Genomic DNA, 19772 nt, shown 5'->3' on the forward strand with positions numbered 1-19772 from the left:
CCGTCAGGACTCCGGTACGGGGCCGCCGCTCGCCAAACGCGAGGGCGGCCCCGTTCCGCTTTTTTCGCGTCCGGCCGAATTCGCAGGAGTGCTCATGCTGGAGGCGGGTACACGCGCTGTGCGAACGTACGTAGACGAGAGGGAGGGTGCAGTGTCCATGGCGACCACGATCTCGACCGGTACCACCCCGCAGACGACTGATCTGCCGGAGATCCGGAACCCCGGCGAGGTGGCTCCGAAGGACGCGAAGGAACTGTCGAAGCAGTTCTTCGACCGGCTGGCTGTTCTCGAGGAAGGGACGGCGGAGTACCAGTACGTCCGCAACACCCTCATCGAACTGAACCTCTCCCTGGTGAAGTACGCGGCGACACGCTTCCGGAACCGGTCCGACCAGATGGAAGACATCATCCAGGTCGGCACCATCGGACTGATCAAGGCGATCGACCGCTTCGACCTGAGCCGCGAGGTCGAGTTCACGACCTTCGCCATGCCGTGTGTGATCGGCGAGATCAAGCGGTTCTTCCGCGACACCAGCTGGTCGGTGCACGTGCCGAGGCGGCTGCAGGAACTGCGCATCGACATCGCGCGGGCGACCGACGAACTCTTCCAGCGGTTCGACCGCTCCCCGACCCCGGCCGAACTGGCCGAGCACCTGGGGATGGAGGAGGAGGAGATCCTCGAAGGGCTCGTCGCGGCCAACGGCTACACCGCCGGGTCGATCGACCTGCCCCTGGACGACAGCGGGGACAACTCCTCCGAGACCCTCGGTGACCGGCTGGGCGAACCCGACCGCGAGCTGGAGATCGTCGAGAACGTCCAGGCACTCAAGCCGCTCATCGAGCAGTTCGACGAACGGGACCGCCGCATCCTCAAGATGCGGTACGTGGACGAGATGACCCAGTCCGAGATCGGCGCCGAACTCGGGGTCTCCCAGATGCACGTGTCCCGGCTGCTGTCGAGGATCACCGCGCGGCTCCGCGAAGGGCTACTGGCCGTCGAGTGACGTACCGGTGACGGACCGGCCGGCGGCCGGTCCGTCGACGGCTTCCCGACGATGCCCGGGGCGATGCGCCCCGGGCATCGTGCTGCTCGTGACCTGGTGACCGGTGCCGGGTTTCCGGCCGCCCCACGCGGAACGGCCCCGCCGGGGCGGGGCCGTTCGGGAGCGGGGCGCTGCGGTGCGCGGCGGTGTCAGGCGGCTTCGGCCTGGCGGTACCAGATGGCCCGGATCGTCTTGCCCACCCGGGTCGGCAGGATCTCCACCCGGCTCGCGAGGCTCTGCACCATGTGCCAGCCGAAGCCGCCGCCGCCGGAGAAGTCCGGCTTGCGCGGCGCGGGCGCGGCCGGCTCGGAGTCGTCCAGCTCCACCGCCAGCTCGCCCGGCTCGGCGCACAGCCGCAGCCGCCACCAGCCCTCGGTGTGGCGCAGCGCGTTGGCCGTCAGCTCGGTGACGACCAGCTGCACCGCGTCCAGGTCCGCCCACGGGCAGTGCTCGGCCACGAAACGGGCGGCCGTGTCACGGGCCGAGGCGCAGTCGGCGTACGGCGAAATCATGACAACCACGAGCGGCTCCTTCGTTCCTCACCGCTCGCATACCCCGACCTCGTGCGTTAACCACCGGACTGGCGAGGATCAGCCCGGCACCCGCCGCACGGTCAGGGCGACCGTGTCGTCCGGGTGCAGGATCACCGTGTGCATCTCGTCCGCGATCGCCGCCGGGATGTCCTCTATCGGACGGTGCCGGTGGCGGCGCGCCGCCCGCTCCAGCCGCTGCTCGCCCTCCCGCGGGTCGCGGCGGCTCTCGGTCAGCCCGTCCGTGTAGAGGACCAGCAGGTCGCCGGGGTCGAGGCGGTCGCGCAGCAGCCGCTCGCTGCCGGGCAGCGGGAAGCCGATGCCCCGGCCGCGCACCTCCAGCAGGGACGACTCCCCGCCCTTCCGGACCAGGAGCGCCGGCGGATGGCTGCCGTTCGCCAGCACCAGCTCCCCGCTCCCCGGGTCGAGGCGGGCGAGCTGCACCGTGGCCATCAGCTCGTGGTCGAAGGTCGCGAGGACCTCGTCGGTCCTCTGGACGATCGACTCCAGCGGGTGCCCCTCCAGCGCGAGGGTGCGCACGGCGTGGGTGACGTTGAGCGCGCTGCGCGTACTGGTCAGGCCGTGTCCGAGGGCGTCCACCACCGTGATGTGCACGGTGCCGTCCGGGAGGACGAACCAGTCGTACAGGTCCCCGCCCGTGGGGGCGTGCTTCTCGGCCGGCTCGTAGTGGACGGCCATCTCCAGGCCCGGGACCCGCACCGGCGGCGGGCGCAGGGCGTCCTCCAGCTGGCGCAGTATCCGGCCGTGCGCCTGGCGCAGCTGCTCGTCGCGCTCCTCCAGCTGTACGTAAAGCGCCAGCACCCCGCTGTTGGTCTCGGCCAGCTCGTGCTTGAGCCGCTGGTGGTCCTCGGCCAGGGCGTCGGCCCGGTCGACCGCCACGCTCAGCTCCTCCTCCAGCAGCTCGCCCAGGCCGGGAGGATCGTCCCGGCACGCGTCCGTGCCGGACAGGAGGGGAGTGGGGACCCGCCACACGGCCGTCGTGCCGGGGAGCCGCTCCGCGGGCAGCGGAAGCCCCTCCAGCGACGGCCGGCGCGGCGCGTGCGGCAGGTGCAGCCGGACGATCAGCCGTCCTTCGGCCGGCCCGTCCGCAAGCTCGTCCGCCCGCCCGTCCGGTACGCCGTCCGCCTCGCCGCCCGGCTGGTGCGGCGCCTGGGGCGGCACCGTCTCCAGCAGTACGGGCCGGCCCGCCGTGAGCTCACCCCGGGCGACCCGCGTCGCCGACAGCGCCAGCCGGTAGCGCAGTTCCACGGGGAGGCCGGCCCGGTGGGCGACCCGGCGCAGCGCGCTGCGCAGCCCGGCGAGCGAGTGGAGGGTGGTGATCTGCGGTTTCATGACTCTCTCCGCGCCGGGCCGACGGTGAGGACGGTGGCGTCGTCCCGGCTGCGCCGGTGTCGGTGGACCAGGGCTCCGGCCAGCAGCGGCGCCGGCAGCCCGGTCAGGAAGGGGGTGAGGGTGTGCGTCCAGCGGGCGTCGACACCGTCACTGTGCAGCAGCGCGATGGTGTCCGGCTCCGCCGGGGCCCGCTGCACCCGGGGGGCGGGCATGTTCCAGCCGACGACACCGGGCTGGCCGCCGAAGCGCAGCCGGACGCCGTCGTGGCCCAGCAGCAGGGTGCGTACGTTCCCCACCGAAGCCTGTTCGACGCCGTCGTCCGACAGCCGCAGCATGCTCACCGCCGCGCCCCGGCTGCGTCGCAGCGCGCGGTCCATCGCCCCCAGCAGCCGCGGCAGGGGCTGGCCGGGGTCGCGGTGGAAGACGCGCACGGCCAGTTCGGCGGCCTCGGCGGCGGGCGGGCCGTGCCCGAGCCCGTCCACGACGAGGGCCGTGCGTACGCCGCCGGTGACCGCGAGGCCCCAGGCGTCCCCGCAGGAGCGCTCCCCGTCGGCCGGCAGGCGCACCGCGCCGACGGAGGGCGCGCCATCGGCGGGGCCGTCGCCCGGTACACCCAGGCGGGCGGAGACGACGGTGCCCGCGCCCCTCGCCGTACGCACGGTGAACTCGTCGGCGATCCGGCGTACGGCGCCGAGCCCGGAGCCGAGCGTGCGGCTGGTGGTGTACCCGTCGGTCAGGCACTGGTCCAGGTCGGCCATGCCCGGGCCGCGGTCGACGGCCAGGATCTCCACGCCGGTGCGCAGCGGCAGCGGCTGGATGTACAGCGAGCCGTTCTGGGCGTGCTTGGCGATGTTGCCGGCCAGTTCGCTGGCGAGCACGGCCGCCTGGTCGGGCAGCGCGCCCGTGAGCCCCTGGTCCAGCGCCGCCCGGTGGGCGGTGGTCGCCGCGAGCTGGACGGCGCTGTAGTGGTCCACCGGGACGTGGGTGGTGGGGGAGGCCGGTGAGTCCATCAGCGGTCGTTCCAGCGGCTGACGATCACGGTGGTGCCCTCGCCGGGTCTGGTGCGCACCTCGAACTCGTGCATCAGGCGGCGTGCTCCGCCCAGCCCGTGGCCGAGCCCGGAGCCCGTGGTGAACCCGTCGCCGAGGGCCTCCTCCACGTCGGGGATGCCGGGGCCGTCGTCCCGGACCGTCAGGCGCAGACCCTTGCGTCCGGACCGGGTCAGCGGCTGGATCTCCAGGGAGCCGCCGCCCCCGTGCACGTACGCGTTGCGGGCCAGCTCGCTGGCGGCGGTGACGATCCTCGTCTGGTCGACGAGCCCGAATCCGGCCTCGACGGTGGCCGCCCGCACGGCGTGACGTACCGTCAGCAGGTCCTCCTCGGAGGCGACGTTGTAACGGGACCCGGCGCCGCGTTCCCCGCCGGGCGCCCCGGGTTCCCAGGGTTCCCCCGGTGGACCGGAGGACCGGTCGTCGGAGGAACCGGAGGACCGGCCCTCGGAGGCCGTGGGGGAGCGCTGGGCGATCACCTCGGACCCGGGCGTCACCACCCGTTCACCGCGGAGTGTCACGTCGTGCCTCCCCCGGAGGGCTGGGCCATGCGGTGCCAGCCGAGCGCGGTCAGGCCCTGCTCGGCGTTGAGGGCGGTCTCCACGCCGGTCAGCTGGAGCCCCAGCTCGACCAGGGTGATGGCGACCGCGGGCCGCATCCCGGCCACGATCACCCGGGCGCCGAGGAGCCGCGCCATGGTGGTCAGTTCCATCAGCGTGCGCGCCACGAAGGAGTCGATGATCTCCAGCCGGGAGATGTCGATCAGGACGCCACGGGCGCCGTCGCCGACGATCCGCTCGGTCAGCTCGTCGGTGAAGGCCACCGCCGACTGGTCGTCCAGCTCGTTGAGCAGACCGGTGATGAGCACGTCGCCGAGCCGCAGGATCGGTACGCCAGTGGCTCGGGAGGCCGTCACGCGGTCACCGGCCGGGCTGTTCCGGCGTCCTGGCCGACGCCGGGCTGGTCGGTCAGCCTGATGGCGGCGGCGAGGGCGTCCGCCAGGGTCGCGCGGGTCAGGATGGTCGACAGGTCGATGCCGAGCTGCGCGATGGTCTGGGCGATGGGCGGCCGGATACCGCTGATCACACAGTCGGCGCCCATCAGCCGCACCGCGTTGACGGTGTGCATCAGGTGCTGGGCGACCGCCGTGTCGACGGCCGGGACACCCGTGATGTCGATGATGGCGACCTGCGCCTCGTTGTCCTGGATCGCCTGGAGCAGGCTCTCCATCACCACCTGCGTCCGGGCGGTGTCCAGCGTGCCGATCAGGGGGACGGCGAGGACGTGCCGCCACAGCCGCACCACGGGGGTGGAGACCTCCAGGAGCTGGCGGCTCTGGCGCTGGATGATCTCCTCGCGCCCCTCCACGTACGTCTCGAAGGAGAGCACCCCGGCGGCGTCCAGCAGCCGGTTGACCAGGATGGCCGCGGAGTACAGCTCGGCCGAGTCCCGTGCGGTGTGCTGGACGGCGGACAGCAGCGCCTCCTTGAGCGAGAGCACGGCCATCGACGTGGCGGTCGGCGTGGCGCCCGCCCGCGCACGGCGCAACGACAGCTCTATCACCGTCTGGCGCAGCTCGTTGCGGGACGTCACCAGGCGTTCCACCGGTACGTCGCCGGCCAGACCCGCGGCCAGGGCCGAGATCAGCAGATCGGCCTCCTCGCGGATCTCGTGCTCACTCATGTCGGTGCTGACCGCCTGCTCCAGCTGGAGCCGGACCCACTGGTCCGCGATCTCCTCCTCACGCTCCCGCAGGGCCTCACAGAGGCGGTCCCGCACGATCGATTCGCTGGTGTTCACAAGTACCTCTCGCATTCGGGGACAGGACGGGCGGACCTCCGCGACCCGGCGCGGAAGTCGCCGCCGGTGCGGCCGCCCGGCCGGTCCCTCATGTTCGACGGCGGTCGGGCCGTCCCGGCCGCTGGGGCGGGGAGCGGCCGGGGTCCGCCGTGCGGACGCCGAAGGCGGCGACCGGAGCAGAGTGCCGGCCGCCGCCCTCCACGTCCGCTCAAACCGTGGCCGTGGCCGATGCCTTGGTGGGGGTGGCGGCCGGAGCCGCGCTGGTGGCGGGGGCCGCCGCCGGAGCCGTGGCCGCCTTCACCTTCGCCGTCACGGACGCCGGCTCGCCGGCCGCCGAGATCGCCTGCCGGGCGACGCGCAGGGCGTCGCGCACGTCACGCGTACCGGTGGACACGCACAGGGTGTAGGCGGTGTCCTCCCGTTGACGCACGACCTTCGCGTCCGCCTCCGCACCGGAAGCGGTCAGCTCCTCATACCTGGCGACGAGTGTGCGCAGCATTGAGGGGTGCGCCATCAGCACGACAGAACCTCCTTCTGAACGGGACCCGTTGCCCGGGTGTCGGGTGCCGGATCGCGATGTCACCGACCGAGGGCGCCCCTACCCCGCCTCCGCCGGGTCATTCCCCCGCCCTGCCCCTCCGGGCTCTCACGTCCCCGTCAGCGCCCGTCCACCGGCGGCTGCCGCCGCCTGCCGCAACGCCACCGCGACCGCCTCGGCGACCCGCGCGTGGCCCGCGTCGTCCGGGTGCAGCCCGTCCGCCAGCTGGCCGGGCCCGATCAGGTCGCGGCCGGGCAGCAGGTCCAGCCGCCCGTCACCGTCCGCGGCCAGGTCCCGTACGGCCTCCTCCATGGCGGTGCGCAGCTCCGCGAGCGTCGCGCCCAGGGCGTTGGCCGTGGACTCCGCCTCGGGGCGCAGCAGCGGCGAGAGCAGCAGCAGGGGCGTGTCCGGGTGCCCCTGGCGCACGAGGGAGATGAACGCCCGGGTCGTCTCGTACAGCAGCGGCGCGGAGTGCGGGACGCCGGACCAGCAGTTCGTGCCGAACGCGAGGGTGAGCAGGTCGGCGGGGAGGCGCGCCAGCTGCTGGGCGATCGACAGCTCGCCGCGCGCCGAGCCCGCGTAGCCGAGGTTGACCGCGTCCACGCCCAGGGCGCGCCCCGCGACGGCGGGCCAGGCGTGGGCGGGGCGGGTGGACCACCACCCCTCGGTGATCGAGTCGCCGTGGACCAGCCAGCGGGGGCGCGGCGCGGCGGGGGAGAGGGTGCCGTCCACGGCACGGACGCCGAGGATCTCGGGCGCCTGGCTCTCCGGCGGGTGGACGGTGAAGGGTCCGGTGCGCCCGTCCGGGGGGAGCGGGATGGTGACTTTCGTCTCCTCGGCCGGGTCGGGGATCGTCTCCCGCAGGCAGGTGTCGCCCTCCCACAGCGCGAAGCAGTGGGCCACGTCCCGCAGCTCCTGCGAGCTGTCCGGCACGGCCGCGCGGTAGCGGATCTCCACGGCACGGGTGCCCGGCGACACCGTGAACTCCAGCCGTACGCCGATGGGCAGCGCGGCCCGCTGGGCGGTCTCCCACGGCAGGCGGCCCAGGTCCGCGGGGTCGGCGCGCAGTGCCCTGCCGCGGGTGTCCAGCCACGCCGTGCCGCGCAGAAAGGGCACCGGGTCCTGCCAGGTCATACCAGTCTCCTCCGGTCGGTGAAATGCCTGCCCCGGACCCCCAATGTGTCGATTCGTGCGGCGGGGCGCAATGTTTCCCCGTCTGTGCCCCAACCGCGCAATGATCATTCGTGGATGCGCAACAACCTCTCGTTACGAGCGCGAACCCCGCCCCTTAGGCTCGTGCCCCGTACCAGGAGTGGCGGTGACCGCCTGCTCGGCGGTCTCCCTCCCCCGTGGGCTGTTCTCCATGCCCGCGTGCCGCCGCGGGTCGCCCTCCGTTCCGTCCCGCAGCGATGAAGGAGCCTGACGCAGTGCTGGACCAAGGCACAGCCCCTCCCGCCACCGAGAAGCCCACGCGCAAGGCGTCCGGCCTCTCCGCCCTCACCCGCCGGAAGCCGGTGGACCTGCTGGTCGCAGAGGGTGGGCAGGGTGAGGGCGGTTCGCTCCGCCGCTCGCTCTCCATGTGGCAGCTGACCATGATCAGCATCGGTGCCACCCTCGGCACCGGCATCTTCGTCGTCCTTGGCGAAGCCGTTCCGCTTGCCGGGCCGGCCGTCACGGTCGCCTTCGTCTTCGCCGGACTCACCGCGCTCTTCTCGGCGCTGTCGTACGCCGAGCTGGCGGGCACCATCCCGGTCGCGGGCTCTTCGTATTCGTACGCTTACGCAACGATGGGTGAAGTCGTCGCGTGGATCTGCGGCTGGTGCCTGCTGCTGGAGTACGGCGTGTCCGTCGCCGCGGTGGCGGTCGGCTGGGGCGACTACCTCAACGAGCTGCTCGACGGCACCATCGGCGTGACCCTGCCGACGGCGCTCTCCGCACCCCCCGGTGACGGCGGGATCTTCAACCTGCCCGCGCTGATCGTCGTCATGCTGGCGATGATCTTCCTGCTCGGCGGGGCGAAGGAGTCGGCCCGCGCCAACACGATCATGGTGGTCGTCAAGATCGCCGCGCTCGTGCTCTTCTGCACCATCGGCTTCATGGGCTTCACGTCGGGCAACTACTCCGACTTCATGCCGCTCGGCGTCAGCAGCATCGGCGCGGCCGGGGCCATCCTGTTCTTCTCGTACATCGGCTTCGACGCCGCCTCCACCGCCGGTGAGGAGGCCAAGGACCCCAAGCGGGACCTGCCGCGCGCGATCATGCTGTCGCTGGTCATCGTCACCGCGCTGTACGTGCTGGTCGCGGCCGTCGCCGTGGGCGCCTGGGACTGGAAGAAGTTCGAGGGCTCCGAGGCCTCGCTCGCCGCGATCATGAACGACGTCACCGGCCAGAGCTTCTGGGGCACCCTGCTCGCCGCCGGCGCGGTGATCTCCATCGCCAGCGTCGTCCTCACCGTGCTCTACGGCCAGACCCGCATCCTCTTCGCGATGTCCCGCGACGGCCTGGTGCCCAAGGTCTTCGGCAAGGTCAACCCCAAGACGGGCACCCCGCGCGTCAACACCGTGATCGTCTCGCTGTTCTGCGGCATCCTCGCCGCCGCCGTCCCGCTCGGCGAGCTGGTCAACGCCACCAGCATCGGCACGCTGTTCGCCTTCGCGCTGGTCAACATCGCGGTCGTCGTCCTCCGCTACACCAAGCCGGACCTCGACCGAAGCTTCAAGGTCCCCTTCGGCCCGGTCTTCCCCGTCCTCGGGTTCCTGTTCTGCGGTTACAGCATGTACAGCCTCGACATGATCACCTGGGCGTACTTCGGAATCTGGATGGCCGTCGGTCTCGTGGTGTACTTCGTGTACGGCATGCGCCGCTCCCGATTGGCCACAGCAGAGAAGTGACCCACCCGTAGTGCGACTGAACGATCTCGACGAACGCATCGTCCACGCCCTCGCCGAGGACGCCCGCCGCTCCTACGCCGACATCGGCTCGCTCGTCGGCCTGTCCGCGCCCGCCGTCAAGCGGCGCGTGGACCGGCTGCGGGCCGACGGCGCCATCACCGGGTTCACCGTCAGGGTCGACCCGGCGGCGCTCGGCTGGGAGACCGAGGGCTTCATCGAGATCTACGCACGCGGCAACACCTCGCCCGAGACCATCCAGCGCGGTCTCGAGCGCTACCCGGAGGTCGCGGCCGCGTCCACCGTCACCGGTGACGCGGACGCGATCGTCCAGGTCTTCGCCTCCGACATGCGCCACTTCGAGCGCGTGCTGGAGCGGATCGCGGGCGAGCCGTTCGTGGAGCGCACCAAGTCGGTGCTGGTGCTCTCGCCGCTGCTGCGGCGCTTCTCGTCCGGCTCGCCGGCCTAGTCAGCCCTTCGGGTACTCCGGCTGCCACGGCAGAACCCGGAAGTCGCCCGTGCCGCCCTTGACCTTCTCGAACGGCGCCGCGCTCATGCACTTCGGCAGCTTCTTGCTCTCCTCGGGCTCGGAGCCGATCCAGCTGTAGCCCAGCCGGTCGTGCCCGCCCAGGTCGTGCACCGAGATCCCGACGCGCCGGCCCTTGAACGGGGTGTCGCTGTCGGTGACGACACCGGTCACCACCGCCACCTTCCCGCCCGTCACCAGGCAGTCCACACGGGCCTTCGCCCAGCCGGACGTACCGTCCGGGAAGACGTGCCGGAAGCTGAACGTGCCGGTCGCCGCCTCCGGGTTCATGTTGTCCCGCGCGGCCAGGTGCGCGTCGAAGGTGAAGGTGATGTCGTCGCCGGCCGGCCGGTACAGCTTCGCCGTACCCGTCAGCGCGGCCGCCTCCCGGGTGACGGCCGGCCGGGCCGGGTCGTCCGCCGTGGCGGTGGCCACGGCGGGACCGGTGCCCATGAGGGTCAGCAGCACGGCCGCCCCGACGGCGACGACCTTCGTACGGTGGTTCATGGTGGGAGCCCTTTCCGGCCGGTGAATCGGACGTCCCTCACTGTTCCGCCCGGCCCCCGCCCGCCACATCGCGCCCGGGTCGGGTCGCCCCTCCGCCGCGCGGCGGGCACGCCCTCCGACCTGCGGGCGAGCGGCCCGCAATGAATCTCCGCCGACCGGCCCATCCACGCAACAGATCGCTCGTCGGTCCGCAACGGTCACGCCTTGTCCCGGAAGAACACCGGACCGTACCGTTTTGAACGTCTTCGTTGACGTCTTCGTTGACGCCCTTCCCTCCCGTCACACACCCGACCGAGGTCTGCCGATGCCGCCGCTGCGCACCGCCCTGCTCCAGAGCTCCGGACAGCCCGGTGACGTCGCCGCCAACCTCAAGGTCCTCGACGAGGCCGCCGCCCGCGCCGCCGCCACCGGCGCCGGCCTGCTGGTCGCCCCCGAGATGTTCCTGACCGGGTACGCGATCGGCGACGAGGGCGTCGCCCGGCTGGCCGAGCCCGCCGACGGGGAGTCCGCCGACGCCGTCGCCGGCATCGCCGAGCGCCACGACCTCGCCGTCGCCTACGGCTACCCCGAGCGCGACGGCACCACGGTCTACAACGCGGCCCAGCTCATCGGCCCCGACGGCACGCGGCTCCTGAACTACCGCAAGACGCACCTCTACGGCGACTTCGAGAGCGGCGCGTTCACCCCCGGCGACCAGCCCGTCGCCCAGACGGAGCTCGGCGGCCTGCGCGTCGGCCTGATGATCTGCTACGACGTGGAGTTCCCGGAGAACGTCCGGGCGCACGCGCTGGCCGGCACCCAGCTCCTGCTGGTGCCCACCGCCCTGATGCACCCGGCCGAGGTCGTCGCCGAGTCCGTCGTCCCGGTGCGCGCCTTCGAGAACCAGATCTACGTCGCGTACGCCAACCGGACCGGCCCCGAGGGCGACTTCGAGTTCGTCGGCCTGTCCGCGCTCGCCGGCCCCGACGGCACCGCCCGCGCCCGTGCCGGACGCGGCGAGGAACTGGTCGCCGGCGACGTCGACCCGGAGTTCCTGACCGGCTCGCGCGAGGTCAACCCGTACCTGCGCGACCGCCGCCCCGGCCTCTACACCTCCCTCGTCTGAGCCTTCCGCCCCTCCCCAGCTTTCCCGCAAGGAGTCCGTACCCCATGACGTCCACGGTGCCCACCGCCGTCCAGCACACCGACGCGCAGCCGCCGATCACCATGTTCGGTCCGGACTTCCCGTACGCGTACGACGACTACCTGGCCCACCCGGCCGGGCTCGGCCAGATACCCGCCACCGAGCACGGCACCGAGGTCGCCGTCATCGGCGGCGGCCTGTCCGGCATCGTCGCCGCCTACGAGCTGATGAAGATGGGCCTCAAGCCCGTCGTCTACGAGGCCGACCAGATCGGCGGCCGGCTGCGCACCGTGGGCTTCGAGGGCACCGCCACCGAGGGCCTGACCGCCGAGATGGGCGCCATGCGCTTCCCGCCCTCCTCCACCGCGCTCCAGCACTACATCGACCTCGTGGACCTCAAGACCCAGCCGTTCCCCAACCCGCTGGCCGAGTCCACCCCCTCGACCGTCGTCGACCTCAAGGGCGAGTCGCACTACGCCGAGACCATCGACGACCTCCCGCAGGTCTACCGCGACGTGGCGCGCGCGTGGAACGAGTGCCTGGAGGAGGGCGCGGACTTCTCCGACATGAACCGCGCCATGCGCGAGCGCGACGTCCCGCGCATCCGCGAGATCTGGGCCAAGCTGGTCGAGAAGCTCGACAACCAGACGTTCTACGGCTTCCTCTGCGACTCCGAGGCGTTCAAGTCCTTCCGGCACCGCGAGATCTTCGGCCAGGTCGGCTTCGGCACCGGCGGCTGGGACACCGACTTCCCCAACTCCATCCTGGAGATCCTCCGCGTCGTCTACACCGAGGCCGACGACCACCACCGCGGCATCGTCGGCGGCTCGCAGCAGCTCCCGCTGCGCCTGTGGGAGCGCGAGCCGCAGAAGATCGTCCACTGGCCGCTCGGTACGTCGCTGAAGTCGCTCCACGAGGGCGACCCCAAGCCCGCCGTCACGCGCCTGCACCGCACCGCCGGCAACCGCATCACCGTCACCGACGCGAACGGCGACATCCGCACGTACCAGGCGGCGATCTTCACCGCCCAGTCCTGGCTGCTGCTCTCCAAGATCGCCTGCGACGACTCGCTCTTCCCCATCGACCACTGGACGGCGATGGAGCGCACCCACTACATGGAGAGCTCCAAGCTGTTCGTCCCGGTCGACCGGCCGTTCTGGCTGGACAAGGACGAGGAGACAGGGCGGGACGTCATGTCGATGACGCTCACCGACCGCATGACCCGCGGCACCTACCTGCTGGACGACGGCCCGGACAAGCCGGCCGTGATCTGCCTGTCGTACACCTGGTGCGACGACAGCCTGAAGTGGCTGCCCCTCTCGCCGAACGAGCGCATGGAGGTCATGCTCAAGTCGCTCGGCGAGATCTACCCGAAGGTCGACATCCGCTCGCACATCATCGGCAACCCGGTGACGGTGTCCTGGGAGAACGAGCCCTACTTCATGGGCGCCTTCAAGGCCAACCTCCCCGGCCACTACCGCTACCAGCGCCGCCTGTTCACCCACTTCATGCAGGACCGCCTGCCCGAGGACAAGCGGGGCATCTTCCTCGCGGGTGACGACATCTCCTGGACCGCCGGCTGGGCCGAGGGCGCCGTCCAGACCGCGCTCAACGCGGTGTGGGGCGTCATGCACCACTTCGGCGGCGCGACCGACGCCACCAACCCCGGCCCGGGCGACGTCTACGACGAGATCGCGCCGGTGGAACTGCCGGAGGACTGAGCGACCAGCGGGGTGAGCATCAGCCGCCCCGCCATCCCCACGGAGCGGTCGAGGCGTTCGGTGAACTCCTCGGCCAGCTCCGGCAGCCCGCCCAGCCCGCTCGTCAGTGTGCCGCCCAGGCGGCCCAGCCCGTCCAGGCGGCCCAGACCGTCCAGGCGTTCCAGCTGCCACAGGGACCGGGCCGCGAGCCACGCCCCCTCACGGGCCCGGTCCAGGCTCCAGCAGCCCAGCAGATGCGTCAGCGGGTCGGCCACCTCCAGCAGGTCCGGCCCCGGCATCAGCTCTTCGCGGATGCGCTCCTCCAGCAGGGTGAGGACATCGCCCACCCGCTCGAACTCCCCCTCCAGGTCGGCGGGTTCGCAGCGGAGCGTACGACAGGTGTCCACCACGGCCAGCGCCAGGTCGTGCCCGACGTGCGCGTTGATACCGGCCAGGGCGAACTGCAGCGGGCGTACGCCCGGATGGCGCCGGTACTGGAAGACCGGCCACCAGCACGCCGGCGGGCGCCCACCCGCGGCGACCGCGTCGACCGCCGCCAGGTACCGCTCCGCGAACCGGACGTCCAGCGTCACGGCGGCCCGCCGGTCGGCGAACTCGCCCGCTTCGATGCGCCGCTCGATCTCCTCCGTGACCGTGAGGTACACCCGGTTGAAGACCGCCACCCCGTCCGTCTCCGGCCACAGCTCGCGCAGCGCGCGCATCCGTGCCACGACCGGGCCGACCGCGGAGGGGGCGGACGAGAACTGTTCGATCTGCGCCATGGGGGCAGCGTTCCAGTAGGTAGGCTCTCGGTGGTGTCATCGCGCCGGGCTTCCCCGAAACGGGGGAACCATCCCGCCCGGGCGAGCACCTGGGGGAGGGGATCAGACGGTGTCAGGCGTGCGCGGACAGCGCCGTACGGACAGGATGGCTGGGCTCGGACGGCCGGAGGCCGAGGGGGCGGAAGCCGAAGGGGCGGAAGCGCGGTTGTGGGGCGCTCAGCCGCCGGCGGCGGAACAACCGGGGGCGCCTGATCTGCCCGGGGCGCCGCGGGCCGCCTCCGCTCCGGCCGCCGGGAACCGGCGTGCCGCGCGGGACCGGCGGGCCGCGCGACGGCGCACGGCGCGCCGCCACGCCATGGTCGCCGCCGCGTCGGTGGTCGTCGCCGTCGGCACCGTCAGCGGGCTGCTGGCCGCGACCGGGGGCGAGGAGAAGCACACGGCCCTGCCCGCGCCCGAGGTGACCACGAGCGCCCTCCAGCTGCCGCTGCCCGCCCGCCCGAGCCCCAGGGCCGCCTCGCCGACGCCCTCGCCCTCGCCCTCCGTCACGGCCGTGAAGCCGTCCGTCCGGCCGAGCCCGAAGCCCAAGCCGCCGGCGAAGAAGAGCAAGGCCCCCGCGGCGCCCGCGGCGCGGACCGTGTCGGCCGACCTCTACCGGCACCCGCAGTCGCAGGTACTGGACTGGGTGCGGGCCAACCCGGGCGACTCGCGCCGGGCCGTCATCGAATCCCGGATCGCCGACCAGCCGGCCGCCGTGTGGTTCGCCCAGTACGACCCCGGCGCCATCACTGGCAGGGTCCGCGCCGTCACCTCCGGGGCCGCCGCCGCGGGCCGGGTGCCCGTCCTCGTGCCGTACGCGATACCCGACCGCGACTGCGGCGGTGCCTCGCAGGGCGGGGCGCCCGACCTCGCCGCGTACGACGGGTGGATACGGAACTTCGCGGACGGGCTCGGCAGCGGGCCGGTCATCGTCGTCCTCGAACCCGACTCGATCGCGCTCGCCGACTGCCTCTCGTCCGGTGAGCGGGCCGCCCGCTACGCCTCGCTCGCCCGGGCAGGCAAGGCACTGCGGGCCGCCAACCCGCAGGCCAAGGTGTACTTCGACGCGGGCCACTCCGGCTGGCACTCGGCGTCGAAGATGGCCGGCGCCCTGCGCCAGGCGGACGCCGCGACCAGCAGCGACGGCATCTTCACCAACGTCTCCAACTTCCACGCCACCGCCGACGAGGCCTCCTACGCCCGACGCGTGCTCGCCGCCCTCGGCGGCCCGTCCCACCTGGGCGCCGTCATCGACACCAGCCGCAACGGCAACGGCGCCCCCGCGCCCGGTGAGTGGTGCGACCCGGCGGGCCGGGCGCTCGGCCGGACGCCGACCACCCGGACCGGTGACGCGCGGATCGACGCCTACCTGTGGATCAAGCTGCCGGGCGAGTCGGACGGCTGCTCGGGCTCGGCGGGGGAGTTCTCCGCCGGCTACGCCTACGACCTGGCGACCGGCTGACCGTCGTCGCCCGTGCCTTCGCCCTTGCCGCCGCCCCCGCTGTCGCTCTCGTAGGAGCTGGTGCCGGAGTCCAGCAGCGGCTCCTGCTCCTTGAGGTGCGCGGGGGCGAAGGCGCGCAGGACGTGATAGCCCGTGATGACGACGATCGTGCCCAGCGCGATGCCGCCCAGCTCGAAGTTGTCGGTGATCTTCAGGCTCACGCCGCCGACGCCGATGATGATGCCCGCGGCGGCCGGCACGAGGTTGAGCGGGTTGCGCAGGTCGACCCCCGCGTTGATCCAGATCTGCGCGCCCAGCAGACCGATCATCCCGTACAGGATGACGGTGATCCCGCCCAGCACCCCGCCCGGAATCGCGGCGACGACCGCGCCGAACTTGGGGCACAGGCCGAACAGCAGCGCGAAGCCGGCGGCGGCCCAGTAGGCGGCCGTCGAATAGACCCGGGTGGCGGCCATGACGCCGATGTTCTCCGAGTACGTGGTGTTCGGCGGGCCGCCCACCGCCGTCGACAGGACCGAGGCGGCGCCGTCCGCGGCGATGGCGGTGCCCAGCTTGTCGTCGAGCGGGTCGCCCGTCATCTCGCCGACCGCCTTGACGTGCCCCGCGTTCTCCGCGACCAGAGCGATGACGACCGGCAGCGCCACGAGGATCGCCGACCACTCGAAGGCCGGGGCGTGGAACGACGGCAGCCCCACCCAGTCGGCCTTGGCCACGCCGGAGAGGTCCAGGCGCCAGTGGTCGACCGCCTCGGGGCCGCCGAGTGGCGAGTGGATCTTGCCGAACGTCAGGTCCAGCACCCACGACAGCGCGTACCCGAAGACCAGCCCCAGGGCGATCGCCACCCGTGACCAGAAACCGCGCAGGCAGACGACGGCCAGGCCGGTGAACAGCATCACCAGCAGCGCGGTCCACTGGTCCTGCGGCCAGTACGTCGACGCCGTCACCGGCGCCAGGTTGAACCCGATCAGCATCACGACCGCGCCCGTCACGATCGGCGGCATCGCCGCGTGGATGATCCGCGCGCCGAACCGCCGTACCGCGAGCCCCGCGAGGAACAGCACGACGCCGACCACCAGGACCGCCCCGGTGACGGTGGCGCTGTCACCGCCGGACGCCCGGATGGTCGCGGCCACGCCGACGAACGACAGGGAACAGCCCAGGTAGCTGGGCACCTTGCCGCGCGTCGCCAGGAGGAAGATCACCGTCGCGACACCCGACATCATGATCGCCAGGTTGGGGTCGAGCCCCATCAGGACCGGCGCCACGAACGACGCGCCGAACATCGCCACCACGTGCTGCGCGCCGAGCCCGACCGTCCGGGGCCACGAGAGCCGCTCGTCGGGTCGGACGACGGCTCCGGGAGCGGGTGTCCGTCCGTCGCCGTGCAGGGTCCAGCGCACGCCGAGGTTCATGGGGGGTGGCTCCACTTCTCCGGTTCGGGCGACCGCCCGTCCGGGTCCCGGCGGGGCGGCCGAAAAAGACCGTCCGCCATCGTAACGGCGCGCCCGAACGAGGCCCGCGCGCGGGCGGCAGGCGGTGGCGCGGGCGGTCACCTGCGGCACGTTGTGGGCAATCGTCCCGCCGGGCGGTTGTCCCGCTGGGGTTCCCTCCCCGCCCCGTTGTGGGCAGTCGTCCCGCTGGGGCTCCCCACCCGTTGTCTGCGCCCCGCAGGACAGCTCCCTCCCGTTGTGGGCAATCGTCCCGCAGGGCGATGGGGGTCCCCCCTGCTCGAGCGAAGCCGAGAGCTTGGGGGAGGGTGGGCACAACGGGACTGGGGCGGTGCCTCGTCCCGGTTCGCCTGCGGGCGGTGCCTCGTGCCGGTGACCCCCGGTGGGGGTGGGGCGTGGCCCCTCCGGGCTCGCCTCCTCGCGGTCGGCGGGGCACCCAGCCGCGAAACGGTGCCGTATCTCGCCGCCGATCCGCTGCGGGGGCGACCCTGCACGGCCCCGCCCCGGTGCGTTGCCGCGTGCGGGACGGGGGTGGGGGCGTCAGCGCGGGGTGCGTTCCGCCGCTACCGCGCGCTCGCCCGTGCGCAGCACGCCCGCGCCGAGCACCAGGCCGAGGGCCAGCAGCGTCACCAGGCCGAAGGAGACGGTGAGCGACGTCAGGTCGGCCACCGCGCCGATCGCCGACGGGGCGATGAGACCCGAGGTGTACGTGATGGTCGCGACGCCCGCGATCGCCTGGCTCGGGTTCGGCCCGCTGCGTCCGGCCGCCGCGAACGCCAGCGGTACGACGACGGCCACGCCCAGACCCAGGAGCGCGAAGCCCGCCATCGCCACCGCCGGGTGCGGCGCGACGACCACCAGGAGGCCGCCCGCGGTCGCCGCCACGCCCCCGACCCGGGTCGTCCGTACCGCGCCGAACCGGTCCACGACCCGGTCGCCCACCAGCCGGGCCACCGCCATCGTCAGGGCGAACGCGGTGGTCGACGCGGCCGCGAGGCCCGCCGACGTACCGAGCTCGTCGCGCAGGTAGACGGCCGACCAGTCCAGGCTCGCGCCCTCGGCGAACACCCCGCAGAACCCGACCGCGCCGATCACCAGCGCCGACCTGGGCGGCAGCGTGAACCGGGGCGGCGGCTCCTCGTCGGGGGCGCTGCGCAGGTCCAGTACGCCCTGGCAGAAGAGGAGCCCGAGCGCGGTGAGCACGAGCGCCGCGACCACGTGGTGCAGCCGGGCGTCGGTGCCCAGGTGCGCGGCGAGCGTGCCCGCGGCCGACCCGATGAGGGCTCCGGCGCTCCACATGCCGTGCAGGCTGGACATGATCGACTTGTCGAGCCGGTTCTCGGTCTCGACGCCCAGCGCGTTCATCGCCACGTCGGACATGCCGGAGGTCGCCCCGTACACGAAGAGCGCTCCGCAGAGGGTGTAGACGTTGGGCGCGAAGGAGGGCAGGACCAGCGACAGGGTCCACAGCACCAGCAGCCCGCGCAGCGCCGCCCGGGCGCCGAAGCGGTGGCTGATCGCGCCGGCCAGCGGCATCGCCGCCGACGCGCCCAGCGCCGGGAAGGCCAGCGCGAGGCCCAGCTGCCCGGCGCCGACGTCGGCGTGGTCCTGGATCCAGGGGATCCGGGTGGCGAAACTGCCGGTCACGGCGCCGTGCACGCAGAAGACGGCGGCGATGGCGAACCTGGCCCGCCGGAGCCGTTCCTTGCCGTACGTCACGTCCCCTCCCATGGTTGGTGGCCGGTAAATTATCAGGAACCCTGCCTGATAGTAAGACGCGTTCTGAGAGGATCACGTCATGCCCGCATCACCCAGCACCGCACGGGCCATCAACGACCGCCTCGCCCTGCGGCTCCTCCAGGACCAGGGCCCGTTGACGGCCGGTCAGCTCAAGGACCTGACGGGCCTCTCCCGGCCGACCGTCGCCGACCTCGTCGAGCGGCTCCAGGACTCCGGGCTGGTGCGGGTGGTCGGGGAAGCGGGCGCCGAACGCCGTGGACCCAACGCCCGGTTGTACGGGATCGTCGCCGACCGTGCGCACCTCGCCGCCCTCGACGTACGCACCACCAGTGTCTCCGTCGTCGTCACCGACCTGCTGGGCGCCACCCTGGCCGAGGCCTCCCTGCCCATGGAGGGGCACAGCGACGGGCCGGCCCTGGAGCGCGCGGTGGCGGTGCTGGAGCGGACGGTGGAGCGAGCCGGGGTGCGGCGGCTGCACAGCGTCGGCATCGGCGCGCCCGGTCTCATCGACCCCGCCACGGGCGAGCTGCGCGACTCGGCCAGCCTGCCGGCCTGGCACCGGCGGCTCGTTCCGGCCCTTCAGGAACGGCTGCACGCGCGCGTGCTCGTGGAGAACGAGACCAACCTCGCGGCGGTGGCGGAGCTGCGGGAGGGCGCCGCGCGGGACCGGGACACCTTCGTCCTGCTGTGGCTGGGTCATGGCGTCGGCGCGGCCGTACTGCTCGACGGGCGGCTGCGGCGCGGGGCGTCGGGCGGCGCCGGCGAGATCGGGTTCCTGCCGGTGCCGGGGACCGGCTCGCTGCCGTCGGCCACCGGCTGCGCCGGCGGCTTCCACGCCCTGGCCGGCTCGTCGGCCATCCGGGCGCTGGCGGGGGAGTACGGGGTGGAGCACGCCCCCGGCGACGAGGGCGGCGAACCGGCCGGCGCGGTGGCCGTCCGGGCCGCCCTGGCCGCCGGGGCGGACGACTTCCTGGACGCCCTCGCCGACCGGCTGGCCCTCGGGGCGGCCGCCGTCAGCGCCGTGCTCGACCCGGGCTGCGTCGTCCTGGGCGGCGAGGCGGGCCACGCGGGCGGCCCCGGTCTGGCGGCCCGCGTCGAGACCCGGCTGGCCGCCCTGTCCCCGCTGCGCACCGAGGTGCGGGCCGGTGCGCTGGGCGGCGCGGCCGTGCTGCGGGGCGCGCTGCTCACCGTCCGCGACGCCGCCCAGGACGAGCTCTTCGGCCCGTCCCGGTGAGCGCGGGCCAGCCG

The 19772-nt window shown here is 73.0% G+C and carries 19 protein-coding genes; 7 read left to right on the top strand and 12 right to left on the bottom strand.

Annotated features, from left to right (window positions below; genetic code table 11):
* Positions 1–157 precede the first annotated feature (157 nt).
* Positions 158–1003, top strand: coding sequence for an RNA polymerase sigma factor SigF (locus tag EIZ62_RS27675; protein WP_156695388.1), 846 nt, complete (start codon positions 158–160; stop codon positions 1001–1003).
* A 188-nt stretch (positions 1004–1191) separates the two neighbouring features.
* Here the strand turns inward: EIZ62_RS27675 and EIZ62_RS27680 are convergent, their stop codons facing one another.
* The 8 genes from EIZ62_RS27680 to EIZ62_RS27715 all read right to left on the bottom strand — a co-directional run bounded on the left by EIZ62_RS27680 (position 1192) and on the right by EIZ62_RS27715 (position 7446).
* A complete protein-coding gene (locus EIZ62_RS27680) occupies positions 1192–1554 on the bottom strand; it encodes an ATP-binding protein (RefSeq protein ID WP_156696632.1) in 363 nt (120 codons plus the stop codon).
* A 78-nt stretch (positions 1555–1632) separates the two neighbouring features.
* Positions 1633–2925: a PP2C family protein-serine/threonine phosphatase gene (locus EIZ62_RS27685; protein ID WP_156695389.1), complete on the bottom strand. Its 1293-nt coding sequence runs from the start codon at positions 2923–2925 to the stop codon at positions 1633–1635.
* Positions 2922–3935: an ATP-binding protein gene (locus EIZ62_RS27690; protein ID WP_156695390.1), complete on the bottom strand. Its 1014-nt coding sequence runs from the start codon at positions 3933–3935 to the stop codon at positions 2922–2924. The genes EIZ62_RS27685 and EIZ62_RS27690 overlap by 4 nt, the downstream gene beginning before the upstream one ends.
* Positions 3935–4495: an anti-sigma regulatory factor gene (locus EIZ62_RS27695; RefSeq protein ID WP_244375988.1), complete on the bottom strand. Its 561-nt coding sequence runs from the start codon at positions 4493–4495 to the stop codon at positions 3935–3937. The genes EIZ62_RS27690 and EIZ62_RS27695 overlap by 1 nt, the downstream gene beginning before the upstream one ends.
* Positions 4492–4890 carry an STAS domain-containing protein gene (locus tag EIZ62_RS27700; protein WP_156695391.1) on the bottom strand — a complete coding sequence of 133 codons (399 nt, stop codon included), beginning with the start codon at positions 4888–4890 and terminating at the stop codon, positions 4492–4494. Before EIZ62_RS27700 ends, EIZ62_RS27695 begins: the two co-directional genes overlap by 4 nt.
* On the bottom strand, positions 4887–5774 hold the full coding sequence (locus tag EIZ62_RS27705; RefSeq protein WP_156695392.1) for an STAS domain-containing protein: 888 nt from the start codon (positions 5772–5774) through the stop codon (positions 4887–4889). The genes EIZ62_RS27700 and EIZ62_RS27705 overlap by 4 nt, the downstream gene beginning before the upstream one ends.
* Before the next feature lie 208 nt (positions 5775–5982).
* Positions 5983–6288: a DUF5133 domain-containing protein gene (locus tag EIZ62_RS27710; protein WP_244375990.1), complete on the bottom strand. Its 306-nt coding sequence runs from the start codon at positions 6286–6288 to the stop codon at positions 5983–5985.
* A gap of 132 nt (positions 6289–6420) precedes the next feature.
* Positions 6421–7446, bottom strand: a complete 1026-nt coding sequence (locus EIZ62_RS27715) for a GDSL-type esterase/lipase family protein (protein WP_156695394.1) — start codon at positions 7444–7446, stop codon at positions 6421–6423.
* 293 nt (positions 7447–7739) lie between these two features.
* On the opposite strand from EIZ62_RS27715, the gene EIZ62_RS27720 reads away from it, so the two are divergent.
* Both EIZ62_RS27720 and EIZ62_RS27725 read left to right on the top strand, forming a co-directional pair.
* Positions 7740–9203 (top strand): amino acid permease, encoded by a 1464-nt coding sequence (locus EIZ62_RS27720; protein WP_156695395.1) that lies wholly within the window; start codon positions 7740–7742, stop codon positions 9201–9203.
* Positions 9204–9213: 10 nt separating this feature from the next.
* A complete protein-coding gene (locus tag EIZ62_RS27725; protein WP_156695396.1) occupies positions 9214–9669 on the top strand; it encodes an Lrp/AsnC family transcriptional regulator in 456 nt (151 codons plus the stop codon).
* Here EIZ62_RS27725 and EIZ62_RS27730 read toward each other — a convergent pair whose 3' ends face one another.
* Entirely contained in the window at positions 9670–10233 is a 564-nt protein-coding gene (locus tag EIZ62_RS27730) for a hypothetical protein (protein WP_156695397.1), read from the bottom strand. It abuts the gene before it with no gap.
* A 304-nt stretch (positions 10234–10537) separates the two neighbouring features.
* On the opposite strand from EIZ62_RS27730, the gene EIZ62_RS27735 reads away from it, so the two are divergent.
* Together EIZ62_RS27735 and EIZ62_RS27740 are read left to right on the top strand one after the other, a co-directional pair.
* The gene (locus EIZ62_RS27735; protein ID WP_156695398.1) at positions 10538–11338 is read left to right on the top strand and encodes a carbon-nitrogen hydrolase family protein; all 801 of its coding nucleotides are present in this window, start codon (positions 10538–10540) and stop codon (positions 11336–11338) included.
* 44 nt (positions 11339–11382) lie between these two features.
* On the top strand, positions 11383–13077 hold the full coding sequence (locus EIZ62_RS27740; protein ID WP_156695399.1) for a flavin monoamine oxidase family protein: 1695 nt from the start codon (positions 11383–11385) through the stop codon (positions 13075–13077).
* On the opposite strand, the gene EIZ62_RS27745 is transcribed toward EIZ62_RS27740, so the two are convergent.
* Positions 13038–13838, bottom strand: coding sequence for a DUF5995 family protein (locus tag EIZ62_RS27745; RefSeq protein ID WP_156695400.1), 801 nt, complete (start codon positions 13836–13838; stop codon positions 13038–13040). The two genes, EIZ62_RS27740 and EIZ62_RS27745, sit on opposite strands and share 40 nt — an antisense overlap.
* Before the next feature lie 355 nt (positions 13839–14193).
* On the opposite strand from EIZ62_RS27745, the gene EIZ62_RS27750 reads away from it, so the two are divergent.
* Positions 14194–15336: a glycoside hydrolase family 6 protein gene (locus EIZ62_RS27750; protein WP_156695401.1), complete on the top strand. Its 1143-nt coding sequence runs from the start codon at positions 14194–14196 to the stop codon at positions 15334–15336.
* On the opposite strand, the gene EIZ62_RS27755 is transcribed toward EIZ62_RS27750, so the two are convergent.
* Both EIZ62_RS27755 and EIZ62_RS27760 read right to left on the bottom strand, forming a co-directional pair.
* On the bottom strand, positions 15315–16748 hold the full coding sequence (locus EIZ62_RS27755; RefSeq protein WP_156695402.1) for a uracil-xanthine permease family protein: 1434 nt from the start codon (positions 16746–16748) through the stop codon (positions 15315–15317). The genes EIZ62_RS27750 and EIZ62_RS27755 overlap by 22 nt on opposite strands.
* Before the next feature lie 576 nt (positions 16749–17324).
* On the bottom strand, positions 17325–18515 hold the full coding sequence (locus tag EIZ62_RS27760; protein WP_156695403.1) for an MFS transporter: 1191 nt from the start codon (positions 18513–18515) through the stop codon (positions 17325–17327).
* Between the two features lie 67 nt (positions 18516–18582).
* On the opposite strand from EIZ62_RS27760, the gene EIZ62_RS27765 reads away from it, so the two are divergent.
* The gene (locus EIZ62_RS27765; protein ID WP_156695404.1) at positions 18583–19758 is read left to right on the top strand and encodes an ROK family transcriptional regulator; all 1176 of its coding nucleotides are present in this window, start codon (positions 18583–18585) and stop codon (positions 19756–19758) included.
* Positions 19759–19772: the final 14 nt, after the last annotated feature.

It is taken from the genome of Streptomyces ficellus (genome assembly GCF_009739905.1).
Classification (GTDB): domain Bacteria; phylum Actinomycetota; class Actinomycetes; order Streptomycetales; family Streptomycetaceae; genus Streptomyces; species Streptomyces ficellus_A.

What these genes read in the sequence shown, in the direction of transcription:
- EIZ62_RS27675 (WP_156695388.1), top strand. Translation starts at nt 158, where the DNA reads ATGGCGACCACGATCTCGACCGGTACCACCCCGCAGACGACTGATCTG.
- EIZ62_RS27680 (WP_156696632.1), bottom strand. Translation starts at nt 1,554, where the DNA reads ATGATTTCGCCGTACGCCGACTGCGCCTCGGCCCGTGACACGGCCGCC.
- EIZ62_RS27685 (WP_156695389.1), bottom strand. Translation starts at nt 2,925, where the DNA reads ATGAAACCGCAGATCACCACCCTCCACTCGCTCGCCGGGCTGCGCAGC.
- EIZ62_RS27690 (WP_156695390.1), bottom strand. Translation starts at nt 3,935, where the DNA reads ATGGACTCACCGGCCTCCCCCACCACCCACGTCCCGGTGGACCACTAC.
- EIZ62_RS27710 (WP_244375990.1), bottom strand. Translation starts at nt 6,288, where the DNA reads ATGGCGCACCCCTCAATGCTGCGCACACTCGTCGCCAGGTATGAGGAG.
- EIZ62_RS27715 (WP_156695394.1), bottom strand. Translation starts at nt 7,446, where the DNA reads ATGACCTGGCAGGACCCGGTGCCCTTTCTGCGCGGCACGGCGTGGCTG.
- EIZ62_RS27730 (WP_156695397.1), bottom strand. Translation starts at nt 10,233, where the DNA reads ATGAACCACCGTACGAAGGTCGTCGCCGTCGGGGCGGCCGTGCTGCTG.
- EIZ62_RS27735 (WP_156695398.1), top strand. Translation starts at nt 10,538, where the DNA reads ATGCCGCCGCTGCGCACCGCCCTGCTCCAGAGCTCCGGACAGCCCGGT.
- EIZ62_RS27740 (WP_156695399.1), top strand. Translation starts at nt 11,383, where the DNA reads ATGACGTCCACGGTGCCCACCGCCGTCCAGCACACCGACGCGCAGCCG.
- EIZ62_RS27745 (WP_156695400.1), bottom strand. Translation starts at nt 13,838, where the DNA reads ATGGCGCAGATCGAACAGTTCTCGTCCGCCCCCTCCGCGGTCGGCCCG.
- EIZ62_RS27750 (WP_156695401.1), top strand. Translation starts at nt 14,194, where the DNA reads ATGGTCGCCGCCGCGTCGGTGGTCGTCGCCGTCGGCACCGTCAGCGGG.
- EIZ62_RS27755 (WP_156695402.1), bottom strand. Translation starts at nt 16,748, where the DNA reads ATGAACCTCGGCGTGCGCTGGACCCTGCACGGCGACGGACGGACACCC.
- EIZ62_RS27760 (WP_156695403.1), bottom strand. Translation starts at nt 18,515, where the DNA reads ATGGGAGGGGACGTGACGTACGGCAAGGAACGGCTCCGGCGGGCCAGG.
- EIZ62_RS27765 (WP_156695404.1), top strand. Translation starts at nt 18,583, where the DNA reads ATGCCCGCATCACCCAGCACCGCACGGGCCATCAACGACCGCCTCGCC.